Annotated in this window: 14 protein-coding genes; 3 read left to right on the top strand and 11 right to left on the bottom strand. The window is 32.9% G+C overall.

Annotated elements, in window-relative coordinates:
- Nucleotides 1-145: 145 nt before the first annotated feature.
- The 5 genes from NYG85_RS07965 to NYG85_RS07945 form a co-directional block, all read right to left on the bottom strand.
- A complete protein-coding gene (locus tag NYG85_RS07965; protein WP_284937962.1) occupies nucleotides 146-520 on the bottom strand; it encodes an adenylate kinase in 375 nt (124 codons plus the stop codon).
- Between the two features lie 2 nt (nucleotides 521-522).
- Complete coding sequence (locus NYG85_RS07960) at nucleotides 523-1,083, bottom strand: hypothetical protein (protein ID WP_284937961.1); 561 nt, start codon at nucleotides 1,081-1,083, stop codon at nucleotides 523-525.
- On the bottom strand, nucleotides 1,080-1,400 hold the full coding sequence (locus NYG85_RS07955) for a hypothetical protein (RefSeq protein WP_284937960.1): 321 nt from the start codon (nucleotides 1,398-1,400) through the stop codon (nucleotides 1,080-1,082). Before NYG85_RS07955 ends, NYG85_RS07960 begins: the two co-directional genes overlap by 4 nt.
- On the bottom strand, nucleotides 1,397-3,658 hold the full coding sequence (locus tag NYG85_RS07950; RefSeq protein ID WP_284937959.1) for a hemagglutinin repeat-containing protein: 2,262 nt from the start codon (nucleotides 3,656-3,658) through the stop codon (nucleotides 1,397-1,399). Before NYG85_RS07950 ends, NYG85_RS07955 begins: the two co-directional genes overlap by 4 nt.
- A 2,376-nt stretch (nucleotides 3,659-6,034) precedes the next feature.
- The gene (locus NYG85_RS07945; RefSeq protein WP_284937958.1) at nucleotides 6,035-7,345 is read right to left on the bottom strand and encodes a radical SAM/SPASM domain-containing protein; all 1,311 of its coding nucleotides are present in this window, start codon (nucleotides 7,343-7,345) and stop codon (nucleotides 6,035-6,037) included.
- A gap of 330 nt (nucleotides 7,346-7,675) precedes the next feature.
- Between NYG85_RS07945 and NYG85_RS07940 the strand changes: the two genes are divergently transcribed.
- On the top strand, nucleotides 7,676-8,098 hold the full coding sequence (locus NYG85_RS07940) for an RDD family protein (RefSeq protein WP_284937957.1): 423 nt from the start codon (nucleotides 7,676-7,678) through the stop codon (nucleotides 8,096-8,098).
- Here NYG85_RS07940 and NYG85_RS07935 read toward each other — a convergent pair.
- A complete protein-coding gene (locus NYG85_RS07935) occupies nucleotides 8,090-8,815 on the bottom strand; it encodes an NAD-dependent epimerase/dehydratase family protein (RefSeq protein ID WP_284937956.1) in 726 nt (241 codons plus the stop codon). The two genes, NYG85_RS07940 and NYG85_RS07935, sit on opposite strands and share 9 nt — an antisense overlap.
- Nucleotides 8,816-8,995: 180 nt before the next feature.
- On the opposite strand from NYG85_RS07935, the gene NYG85_RS07930 reads away from it, so the two are divergent.
- Together NYG85_RS07930 and NYG85_RS07925 are read left to right on the top strand one after the other, a co-directional pair.
- Entirely contained in the window at nucleotides 8,996-9,124 is a 129-nt protein-coding gene (locus NYG85_RS07930) for a hypothetical protein (protein WP_284937955.1), read from the top strand.
- A gap of 11 nt (nucleotides 9,125-9,135) precedes the next feature.
- Nucleotides 9,136-9,384: an SEL1-like repeat protein gene (locus NYG85_RS07925; protein WP_284937954.1), complete on the top strand. Its 249-nt coding sequence runs from the start codon at nucleotides 9,136-9,138 to the stop codon at nucleotides 9,382-9,384.
- Between the two features lie 319 nt (nucleotides 9,385-9,703).
- Here NYG85_RS07925 and pyrE read toward each other — a convergent pair whose 3' ends face one another.
- Genes pyrE through NYG85_RS07900 form a run of 5 tightly spaced genes read right to left on the bottom strand, consistent with a single transcriptional unit; the run spans nucleotide 9,704 to nucleotide 12,336 of the window.
- Nucleotides 9,704-10,312 carry an orotate phosphoribosyltransferase gene (pyrE, locus tag NYG85_RS07920; protein WP_284937953.1) on the bottom strand — a complete coding sequence of 203 codons (609 nt, stop codon included), beginning with the start codon at nucleotides 10,310-10,312 and terminating at the stop codon, nucleotides 9,704-9,706.
- A gap of 2 nt (nucleotides 10,313-10,314) precedes the next feature.
- Nucleotides 10,315-10,872 (bottom strand): ribosome recycling factor, encoded by a 558-nt coding sequence (frr, locus tag NYG85_RS07915; protein ID WP_284937952.1) that lies wholly within the window; start codon nucleotides 10,870-10,872, stop codon nucleotides 10,315-10,317.
- A 15-nt stretch (nucleotides 10,873-10,887) separates the two neighbouring features.
- A complete protein-coding gene (gene secG, locus NYG85_RS07910; protein ID WP_284937951.1) occupies nucleotides 10,888-11,211 on the bottom strand; it encodes a preprotein translocase subunit SecG in 324 nt (107 codons plus the stop codon).
- 53 nt (nucleotides 11,212-11,264) lie between these two features.
- A complete protein-coding gene (locus tag NYG85_RS07905) occupies nucleotides 11,265-11,642 on the bottom strand; it encodes a thiamine-phosphate pyrophosphorylase (protein WP_169753148.1) in 378 nt (125 codons plus the stop codon).
- Entirely contained in the window at nucleotides 11,635-12,336 is a 702-nt protein-coding gene (locus NYG85_RS07900; protein WP_284937950.1) for a Bax inhibitor-1/YccA family protein, read from the bottom strand. The genes NYG85_RS07905 and NYG85_RS07900 overlap by 8 nt, the downstream gene beginning before the upstream one ends.
- Nucleotides 12,337-12,416 lie beyond the last annotated feature (80 nt).

Genomic DNA, 12,416 nt, shown 5'->3' with positions numbered 1-12,416 from the left:
GTTTGATTAGTTGGTGTTGGTTGTGTTTATGTTTATGGTATTTGCTGTTATGCTTGATAGGGTTGTTTGTTTGGTTGGGGTTATGGGGTTAGCAGTGGCAGAGATGAGGATGAGGATTGGTAAAAAGATATATGGTGTTTTCATTTTAGTTTTTACTCTTTTTGGTAAATTCTTTTTCTATTTTATCAAGTTTTTGAAATTCTCTGTTTTTATTTTCAAATTCTTTATAGTCTTGCAATTCTCCTTTGCATTTAGGACAAATTCCGTTTTTATCTTTTACATCTACGTAATTATAAACTTTTTTGCATTTTTTGCAATGCAATAATTCTGGGTATTTTGGTTTATAAAAAATTCCTATGCATATAAAAAACAAACCTATGGCTAAAAGGCCAAAAATAGTTTTTTCATCAGGTATTTGCCAACCTTGATACTTAAAATAAATTTTACCGCCAAATAAAGCCCAAATTGCTTCTACAATAAAAATAAAACCTAAAAATATAAAGCCACTTTTAACGCCCATTTTCATTTCCTTAATATTGTATCTATGTTATTTTTAATATTACTATCTTCTGAAAAAATATCTTTTATTACAGCTCCAATTTGACCTTTCGTCGTGCTTGGTGGGGTGCTGTCATTAAACATATCGTTAGCAACTTCAAAAGCAGTTGCACCATATATCCAATTTCTCGGATTTAACATAAAATTTCCAAACCAATCTGCATTAGCTTTTGGTGTAAAATTTGTTGGCTTTATGGTTGTTATACTTTTCCCGTCTATAAACATTTTAAAATTCCCTGTTGATTTTCCATTTATTACTTGTGTAAATACTGGTTGCTTGCTAATATTATCAATACCAGCTATGGCATAATTTCTTCCGCCGTATATTATAAGTCCATTTTTATTATATGTGGCGTTTTTCGGTAAATTCTGAGTTATTTTTGCCATAGCGTCTGCTTCTATGTTGTTTAAGGCAGTTTTTATATCAGTAGCTGTTGTTTTTAAGGTATTTGTGCCGAATTTAGCCACACCAGCAGTTGGCAATAATGACGGGATGTCTATATTGTAAATTTTAATATTTATCATTGCAATAAAACAAAGCTTTCAGTTATTTTGCAATTTTCTTTCCCTGATAATATAATCCACTCTTGAACAATCTCTGGTTTATCATCTCTGTTTGTTAAATACGCATAATAACACCCTTTTGGATAGTGCATTACGTATATATATCTATTTTCATCGTAAATTTCCCTGTGGTTTTGATTAGTTTTTGGAATAACAGAAGTTCCTATTTTAGGTTTTAAAACTCTTTCAACAAAAGTTTCATAAGTTGGAATATAATATTTAGAACAACCATTTAATCCTAAAATCATTAGACATAATATGATATTTTTTATATTCACTTATACCCCTTTGCTTTATTTATAACTTCTTTCCTTGTCTGTTTATTATCTCTCTTTAAATCCTTATAAATTCCAATACTTGTCATATTATCTTGTATAAATGGTGCTATTGCAAATGGTGCAGAAGGTATTAAAAGCAATCCGCTTGCAATATCTATAAGAGTATTATTATTTTGTAGATATGTTTTTAATCCTATATTCTCATAATTCCAATTAGATAAAAAGTCGTGTGGTCCTGCAAAGTATTCATTTACATAATCTGTAAAAGAACCTTTGCTATAACTACTACCAAATATAAGTCTTTCTCCTGTTTGAGAGCCACCAAATGGGGCGATTATTTCTTTCATATTTGGGTCTAAATGACTTCCAGCCAGCTTAACTTCATCACCTCTAACGCCCTTACTTCGTGTGTTTTCAGGGACAAATTCTTTGTTTTTCCCAGCATAATCATAATTATCCTTAACATACTTTCTCATCTGTAATGCACTATCGCTTAGTATTGAAGTAATCGCTCCCATTGTAAATCCATCTTTAAAGCTTTCTCCTTTTATCTGTGATGTTATACCTTGACCTACTCCGTTTATAGTAGCGTTTTTAGCATAGTCTGATATATTCATATTTTCTGTTAAGGCATTTGTTCCAAATGCAAAATTTGCATATGATAGCACACCTGCACTTATAGTATTTGTAGCTAGCAAGCCTAGGTCTATGTTTGGTTTGTTACCTGTTATGGCTGATGATATTAGTGCTGTTGATGTTTGGGTTATCACCGCCGATGTCATAGCCGATACAGCAGTAGCACTAGCAGTGCCACTAGCTAGACCTATACCTCCTGCAAAGGCAGCTCCTGCTCCTGCTGTTAGATATGTAATTATAGCTGTTATAATAAGTGCTCCTATACCACTAAGAGTAGTTGTTTTATTCTCCCACTCTTTTGAGTTTAGAGTAGCTTTTATTTGATTTATGGTCTTTTCATCTATTGGGGTTGTTTGGTTTGAGGTAAGCTCTTTTATTATATTGTCTTTAAATTCTTGCGAATTTAGAGTTTGATTTATATTGTTTGCTAGATTTGTATCAAGCTTATCGGTTATATCTTTACCATTTAATATAAACTTATCTTTTACCTTTATAACAGCTGGGATTTCTATCTCTTTTATCTTGCCTTTATCTGTTATGGTAGCTGTTAAAATTCCTGAGCCTTGTTTAAACTCTGTCTTTATATTTGTTTGCTTATCTGAGATTAGGTTTAGGATTTGGGTGTTTATGCTTGCTGTGTTGGTTTGTATGGTTGAGGCTAAGATATTTATGGTGTTTGCGTTTAAATTTATTTGATTAGAATTTAGATTTGAGCCTTGTTTGTTTGTAACTTGGTCTGTTTTGTTTAGAGAGGATTTTGAGAGTCCGCCAAAGCTTGATTTAGATGTTTGTGTTGTTTCTTGGGTTAGGTATGTAGCAGGAGTTAGATTAATATTATCTGCACTTATGTTTATCTCGTTTTGTGCTAATAAATTTGAACCTTGTATGGTTGTGTCTTGGTTTGAGATTAGATTTATCTTTTTAGCGTTTAGGTTTGAGCTAATGGATGTTTCATCTATTATGCTTGTGGTTGTTTGCTTTTTAGATAAAAAGCCTTTGCTTGTTGTTTTACTTGTTAAATCTATGGTATCGTTTGTAGATGTTATTAGTAGGTTGTTGTTTGAGTTTAGGTTTATATTATCACTTGCGTTTAGGTTTGTTGATATTAGTGTAATATCATTTGCTTTTAAATTTATGTTGTTTGCGTTTAGGCTTGAGGTTTGATTAGTGGTTATGGTGCCTGTTAGCTTTGTATCTTTGCCAGATACATTTACATTTATGCTCTCTTTTATGGTATCAATTGTTATTTGGTTATTAGCATTCAGGCTTAGATTGTTTTTAGCACTTAAATTTGAGCCTTTTATGGATATGTCGTTTGCATTTAAGCTTAGGTTGTTTGTGTTTGCGTTGCCTGATAGTATGTTTATAGAGCTATTTGCATTTAGGTTTAGGTTGTTTGCTATTAGGTTAGCGTCTTTGCTAGTGTAGTTATTTGTGTTTAAGATTATATTATCTGCTTTAAATGTGCCGTTATTATAAATATCCCCATTGGTATTTATTTTTATGTTATGCCTAGCTAATACTAGTGAGCCTGTTATACCACCTGTTTGTTTTTGGGTATTATATGAGCTGTTTATTAAAGAGTTTGCATTTTTATATAGGTTATCAAAGTAGTTTAGCATATAAGGCGGATCGGCATAGATTTTATTATTGAGAGATAACATTTAAGTCAAGTAGATATGACCGCTTGTGAAAAAGAGATAGTTGATACGCATCTTGAAAAATAGATTTTAACAGAAATAGCCACTTTGTATTTAGCGTATTGTGGCTTTATTGATACCATTTTGTATAAAGTGGTTATAAATCTAATAAAAATAAACCAGTGTGAGCGTAAAAATGATATTTTACTTTTAATTAAAATTTTTAAAAATATCAATAAAATTTCTAATAACATATCTAAAATTTAATAAAAAATACTTTTTAAGAAACAATAAAGCTAGAAAATTCACTCTCTTTGCATTTTTTATCTCTATGATATCATTGCAATAGCTTAAAAACAGAGAGTTATGCTCGACTATGATAAATGTTTTATCTTTATATATGTTTGTAAAGTAAAGAGATGATTTTTAAAATATCTTTGTTACTTAAACCTTTTACAGGCTTATCTAACCTAAAATTTTACTCTTTTTATCAAAAAAAGCTTAGTCTTTGTTGCTTCGCCAGAGATATTTAAAGCCAATCTATTTAAGACATATGAGATAGTTTAAACTCATCTAATAGCTGTAATTTCTCCTTGATTGTTTTTAGGATATTCTATCTTGCATAAAATCATTAATGTCACAACTTAAAATTTCCCATATATTCATATCAAAAAACTCTAAATTGCAATATATTTTTATCATATCCACTACCATCACAGCTCTCGCACTCGTTATAAAATTTGCTATTATATTTTTCTAAATCTAAAATTCTATCGCTATCACCACATTTTTTACACATTGTGTTTGAATTTTTAGAAAAATATCTACTATTCTTTGAAAAATTAGCACAAAATAGCTGTTTGATACTATTAAAAATTCCAGTATAAGTGGCGATATTTGAGTTTATAATAGCCTTGATAGGTTTTTGAGATGTATATTGGTATGAATTTAAATATCGTAGCAATTGTATTTAAGTAAAGAAGTTTTATCTACGCTAGATTTAGAGCTAATGTCTATTAACCTATTGTGATTAATTGTAATTTGTGCTCGAAATTTTAAAAAATCTAAATTTTGTAGTTTTATTTTTTGACAGATACTACTTTTAAAATTAATCTTTTTAAGTTTAAATTTTTGGCTTTTTCATAATTTTGCTTGGTTATAAATTTTCCGCCTTATTTTTCGCTTTTTAATCCGATATAAAAACCCTCATCGGCTATATTTATTAACTCTTTGTTTCGTTCTATTACGATAATTGTGTTATTGTGTTTATTCCTTTTGTTAAGCGTAATACTTTGCTGGAGGCGTAGTGAACTGGTTGGCTCATCTAGGATAATCATTATGTTATTTAACTTTTTAAGTAAATTTTTTGCTATTCTAAGTCTTTGAAGTTCACTGTCTGATGGCTATGGTATTGACCTGCTAAAACTTAAATGTCCAAGTCCTAAATTTACGCACTTTAACACAAATTTATCTAGCTTTTCAAATGCCAAATCAATACCTATAATTTTAGATTTAAAAATTTTAAAAATATCTTGTAAATCATAAATTTGCACAGTAAAATATCTTTTAATAAATAGCCTAAAATTTCAATATCATTAATTCAGTTATTTAACCTTGTGCTACCACACTTTTTACACAAAATATTTTTTGTGTATTGCTCTAACATTTCTGATGGTTCATTTAACATTAAGCCTTTATAATTAGCTGTTTTTACCATTGTTTTTGTATCTATTTTATAGTTTATTTTGTACTTTTTTAAAGATACTTTATATAAAAGTTTGTGTTGCAGTTCCTTGCTTATCTCATAAAATTTCAAGCTTGGATTTATGTTTATATAATTAGTATATAATTAAAATTTGCGTGCAAAAATCCTTATATAAGTCTAGCTAAGGCAAAAATGGATTATCTTTTATGGTGTTGTTTGTTTCAATTGCCTTATCTAAATCAATCTCCTTTTTAAATCCACGCCCGCAGCACTCGGAGCATAGATTTTTAGGACTTAAAGAGATTGCATTTTTGATATATTTTGTTGATAATTTAGACAAGATTAAGTTTAATTTATTTGATAAATTAAAATAACTTAATATGCTTGATCTTGGATTGATATTAAAATTTAGTTATTTTAAGGCGATACAAATTAGAATATTGTCATAAAAATTAATAATACAATCGCTAATCTCATAATCATCATTTGTTATAGGACGTATTTCATTTTTACTTACGGCATAAATAATATCAAACACCAAACTTGACTTATATAAGACACTACAACCACAAATATACACCAAAGAATTTGGCGCAATACTGATATCTATTTTTTTAAATTATTAGTCTTTACGACTTTGTGTATTATCTTTTTTACAAATCCCATTCGTTAATTAGCCTTTGGAGCAAATTTTCTCTATATTTTTTATTACAAATCACGCTTAACATATCGTTTTTTAAATTTAAACTATTAATTCTACAACCACCAGAGCAGATATATTTTAAATCACACCCTTTGCATTTTTTGATAGCGTCAATTGAAGTCTTGCGATTTATCTCATCAAACTCACCAAAGATTCTATCAGCGCTTTGAGATATGTCTAGATTATAAGAGCTAAACTTGGAACAAGGATAAATTTTGCCATTAACATCAATAACAATACTTGTACCTATGCCACAATTTTTAAATTTTATATTTTGTTTTTTGGTTGTTTTGCTTGAAATTCCTAGCTTTTGTATCTTTTTAATCAGCTCAAGGATTATTTTATTTGAAAATTTTATATCATAATTTTTAAAATTTAGCTCCTTTGGTGCAGCACCTACCATTTCTATCTCGTTGTTTATGCGAATTTCTAAATTTTTATAATCAAGCATCTTTATAAACTCAATTAAGCCATCCTTTATATCTATTAAAGTATCAGGCAACACCGTAATGGCAAGTATTAATTTAATATTTTTTATTTTTATTAATTTTATGGCATTTAAAAGCCTTTTATAGTTGCCTCTGCCCCTGTTTTTCTCATAAATATTTTTTGAGATTCCCTCTATGCTTATTTGTATTTCACTAACCAAGCTTGAAATTTTATCTATGTTGTTTTTATTTATCAAAACACCATTTGTAAAAAGCGTTATCTTATGCTCTTTTAAAGCATTAAGTAGCACAAATATATCTTTGTGCAATAGTGGCTCACCACCTGAAATAACAACCGATGTGTAGCCATTTATCTTTGTTATTTCATCAACTTTTTGGATAATTTTTTCTATATCCACATACTTTTTTTCAACTCTGCCAGCATTAACAAAACAATGCTTACAACGCATATTGCAATCGTTTGTTAAATTGATATGTATATTTTTTTGTATGGTTTCTATTGCCTCTTCATCATGACTATTTTTATACCCATCTTTGTAAAAATTATAGTTAAAAATTTTTTCAAGTAACCTTTCTCTTATGTAAGCACCGCTCTTATTAAAACGCTCGTTATACATATCTAGTGCCTTACCCAAACTTACCTTTTCTAAATATAAAAACATATTATATTCATCACTATCTAGCACGATCCATGTTGGATATTCAGGAGCGATTAGCAAATATTTTGATGAAAATTCATAGGTTGTATATTTGCTTGGAAATTCTATCTTTTGGCTCTCTAAAAGAGAGACGCTATCATCTGTAAAAATCATAAAGAACCTTGAAATTTATTAAACCCTCCAAAAAGGAGGGTGATAATTAGCAGTCTTGTCTCTTGTGTGTTGTTCTGCATTGCGATCTTTGCTTGACAACTTCTATTGGTCTCACATTAGCTTTTATTTGCAGTTTTACAACTATTTTTTTATCTTTCATACAACTTTCCTCCTTTCGCAAAATATTATTCATTTTATTTTCAGTTTGCTTAAAAATCAATAAATTATTTATAAAATTATACTAAGCCTTTTTGTGAAAATTGCATTTTGCGTGTGTGGATATTATATTTTAAAATTTTTAGCTAAAATAATAAAAAGAAAGGATAAAAAATGTCAAAGCAAAGGGTGAATATAGCACCGATTACGGCACGGATTAAGGCATTTATTGTTGATATGTTTATGATTTTAATGCCGATTTTGTATATTGCAACCTACGTTGTGCTTGACGGCAAGGATGATTTTAAGGGCTCTCAGATAGCCATTTTTATCTGTAATGCCCTTTTTGGCGTGTTTTTATCAATATTTTTTAGCTTAAAAGCCCAAACGCCGGGCTATAAATCACAGCAGATTTACCTAATCAGCCTAAAAACAGGGCGAAAAATCAGCTTTTTTCACGCCATTTTTCGCTACATTTGCTTTGTTTTGGCTGGTTTTAGCCTTGTTGGACTTTTGCTCTGCTTTTTTAGAAAAGATAGGCTAAATTTTCACGATATCATCACAAATTCAGCCGCCGTGATAAAAAAGCTATCTTAGCCTAAAACTAGCATCCCAGCCAATCTCCTTAATCGCCTTTTGGCAGTCAATTATATCATCCTTGTCGGCTATGTTAAAAATACCGCTCTTATCGTATTTCATCGCTAAAACCACTGCCAAAGCAGCAGCGTCAGCGTGCAGGCTAGAAACGCCAGAAATCGGCTCATCAAAGCCGGTCCCAGCTCCGTAAAGTAGCCCATTTCTAAGCACAATGCCAGTAAATGGGGCGTTTAGGACTTGCGATTCAAGGCTAGAAACCGCACGTGAAGTCTCGCCATAAATTGGGTCTTCAAAGTTAAGTAGCGGCGACGCTTCGGTGTAGGGCTTGGTGCCGTTTTCGTAGATAAATCCGATGCTTTGGGCGACCATTTTTTCAACCCCGCTTAGAATTGCTGCTTCTACTAAATTTCTCGTGCCGACATCTCTTAGGATTGCGTTTTTTACGAGTGCTTCGCTCATTTTATCAGCTGGCAAACCCTTTGGTAGGTCAGTTAGCTGATGAAGGACGATTTGTGGTCTGATTTTTGCCATGTCAGTTTGTAGTTTTTTAGCGTCAAAAACGTCTAAAACAATGGCTTTTACGCCAAGTTCGTTTAGCAAATTTGCCTTGTCTTTGCTTCTTGTCGTGCCGTAAATTTCATAGCCGTTTTTAAGCAAAATTTCACAAACTCGCCTACCTATCACGCCACTTGCACCAGCTAAAAACACCTTTGTCATAAAAAATCCTTTGAAAATATTTTTGCATTTTATACACAATTTTTAAATAATAAATTAATCAAGTTTTAAGGGGGAGAGGATGGATAAAATGGCTTGCGACAAAAATAAAAGGAGATTTAATGAAAAAAATGATCTTAGGGCTAAGTGTCGTCTTTGGTCTTTTAAGCTAGCTTGCTTTGCTTGAAAAAAAGGTGCGAAAAGAGCGATTTTAAGGCGTGTTTTAAGGCTGGGGAGTTTTATGATTTTGGGCTAGAAAACACCAAAAAAGATCAAAAAAGAGCCATAAATTTCTACAAAAATCCTGCCTAAAAAACGAAGCGATGGCGTGTTTTAGCCTTGGAGTCATCTACTTTGAAGGGCTTGGCGTAAAGGCAAATAAAAATGAAGGTGGCGAATTTTTAAGAAAATCGTGCAAGGCAAATAGCTTTATGGGGTGCGTGAAATTTGCAAGATATAATCAAGAGATTAGCAATAAAAACACGGCAAAAATTTACTTTAAAAAGGCGTGTGATTTAGGCAAAAATAGCCAAAATTTTAAAGAAATTTCGCAAGAAATTTGCAAATTTTAAAGCAAAAAGCCGTAAAATAACGGCTTAATTACCATTGCTACTGGGCTTAGCAACTTACTAATTTTTAATCAGCTGTGCTAAGCTAATTGCCCATATTAACGGCGACACACGCTGTATAAAACTCGCAATAACACGTAAAGACTCGCTTGATAGAATGCTAATTGATTGCATTTTGCCAACACGTGCCAAATCATTTAAGGCGCCCCTTGCACTAATTATCTATTCTACTTGCACCTGCCAAATAAAAAATGTGGTTAAGCCAGTTGGCAAAAATATTAATCAGCCAACACGTGCCAAACACAAATCTTACCAGTAAGGCTTAATTACCCCTGCTGCCGGGCTTAACGGCGACGCTACCGCCTTTACAAAGCGGACACTCATCTGGCGTGTAAATTTCAAACTCAAAATTTCCCAGGGCAAAAAGCGGCTTGTCAAAGGGCAGTTTGCACTCGTTTTTTCGCTCGGTTTTTATGTTTTTAAGTGAGCAAAATCCACGATTTGCAAGGGCGGCAAATGCCACGACTTCGCCACCTAGACTTTCAATGATTTTTGCACTCTCTAACGCCGAGCCACCAGTGGTTATAATATCCTCACAGATTATAAATTTCTCGCCCTTTTTTACCTCAAAACCACGCCTAAGGCTCATCACTTTATCCACTCGCTCAGTAAATATAAAGCGTTTTTTAGCGGCACGTGCTAGTTCATATCCAGCTAAAATTCCACCCAAAGCAGGCGAGCAAACGCTATCAAACTCCACACCATTTTGTGCTATCACACGTGCTAACTCATCAGCCAAACGCCCTGCTAAAATCGGATCTTCAAGCACCTTTGCACTTTGTAGATAAAATTCTGAGTGGTTGCCACTTGAAAGTAAAAAATGTCCTTGCAGATATGCCCCAGCGTCCCTGTAAATTTGCTCTATGTTCATTTTCAGACCTTTAAAAGCTCTGCTTCTTTCTCTTTTACGATTGTATCAATCTTTGTAATATAGCTATCGGTTATTTTTTGCACCTCATCTTGTGCTTTTTTGCTCTCATCTTCGCTTATGGCTTTGTCTTTTTCTAGCTTTTTAACCTCGTCATTTGCGTCTTTTCGCACGTTTCTAACGCTAACTTTTGCCTTTTCACCCATTGCTTTTGCGTGCTTTGCGTTCTCTTGGCGTTGCTCAATCGTCATTGGAGGGAAGAAAAGTTTTACGCCCTCGCCGTCAGAATTTGGATTTACGCCGATATTTGCCGCTTGAATAGCTGATGAGATCGTCTTTATCATTGACTTCTCCCAAGGGGTTATCGTGATAGTTGAAGCGTCGGTTGCGATAACGGTCGCCACTTGATTTAGCGGAGTTTGTGAGCCGTAGTAATCAACAAAAACGTGATCAAGCACGCTGATATTTACCTTACCAGTCCTAAGTGTCGTAAAGTCCCTTTTTAAGGCGGCGATCGCCTTTTCGTTGCCGTCTTTTTGTTTAGCGTAAATTTCGCTTAGCATTTTTATCCTTTCTATTTATTTTGTCGGTGCAACAGGTGCGCTCGGTGCTTTTTGTTCAGTGCTTTTTGGGATTAAAAGCGACTTATCAACGCTGTCAAAGATTGATTTTCTCATCTCTTTATTGTAAGAGTAGCCAAGCATTAGCGTGTTTAAGATAAAAACAATCGCAACAATGAATGTAAATTTTGCCAAAAATCCAGCTGGACCTTTTGCACCAAAGAGGCTTTCGTTGCTACCGCTATATGCTCCAAGCCCGATAGATGAGCTTTTTTGAAGTAAAACGGCTATCGTAATGATGACTGCAAGGACAAACTGCAACACTAAAAATAATGAACTCACGTGATTTCCTTTGAAATTTTTAGGGCTGATTATACAAAAAAAGTTTTAAAATTTTAATAAATCTCTTTTTCAATCTCGTAAAGTTCGTAACGTATGCCTTTAAAAAGCTCTGAATACTCTAAATTTACAAGCTTAAAGCACTCTTCAAGCACACGCGCACTCTCTTGTGCTCTTTTAAAATTTGCCGTGATTATGTCGTTTAAATCGGCTCTTTTTTGCTCATCTTTTGTGCTTGATTTTAGCACGTCATTTGTGCTATCTCTAAATTTTATGAAGTCATTTTGTGGGATTTTTGCCTTGTGGCGAAGCGTCTTGATTTTTAGGGCTAGGGCTTTGTCGTTAAAGCCATATCTTTTTATGTCTTCAACGACTCTAAGCCCCTCTTTTAGTCTATTTAAATTTGCGTCTATAACTCTATAAACGTTACTCATCACGTCCAAAAATGCCTAAAATTTGAAGCAATGAAGTAAATAAATTTACAAAGTCAAGATAAAGTGCAACCGCACCCTCAACTGGCGTTTCATAGTTGCCACGAATGATATTTTGTGTATCATAAAGTATGTAAGCACTAAATAAAATTGCAGAGATGCTTGCAATTACAAGCTGAAACATCGGACTTTGCGTGAAAATGTTTATCAAACTTGCGACTATAACAACGATAAGTGCGATAAATAGCATTTTACCCATTGTCGTAAAATCGCGTTTTGTATTCATCGCAAAAATGCTAAGTCCGCCAAAAGCAACGGTAGTAAGCGTAAATGCCTGAGCTACGATAGCCGCACCACTTGGCATACCCAAAATCGCATAAAGTAGCGGAGTAAGCGTAAGTCCGCTCATAAATGTAAATGCAAATAGCAAGATTAGATTTAGCCCAGCCTTGCGTTTTGCTGCCATTAGGGCAAACAGCGTGATAAACTCAACTATCACGATACCCCAGAACAAAAATTTGTTTTGGATTAGCGTTGCAGCTAGAAAGTAAATTCCAGTGTAAGCACCAGCTGTGGCCGCTAAAAGCGAAGCAGCAAAAAGCTGATAAGTCTGCTTGATAAACGCACTTAGGTTGCTTTGCGCGTAGGTTTGCTCTACTTCACGCTCTTGCGTGTAGTTTCTGTTGTATAAACTCATTTTTTCTCCTTTTTAATTTTTTTGTGAAATTTAGCAAAAATTAGGTAAATAAAGATTTAAAAATTTCTTAAAAAATATGT

Origin of the sequence: Campylobacter gastrosuis, assembly GCF_030249845.1 — a bacterium.
Lineage (GTDB): Bacteria > Campylobacterota > Campylobacteria > Campylobacterales > Campylobacteraceae > Campylobacter_A > Campylobacter_A gastrosuis.
This window is presented reverse-complemented; position numbering and strand designations above follow the sequence as displayed.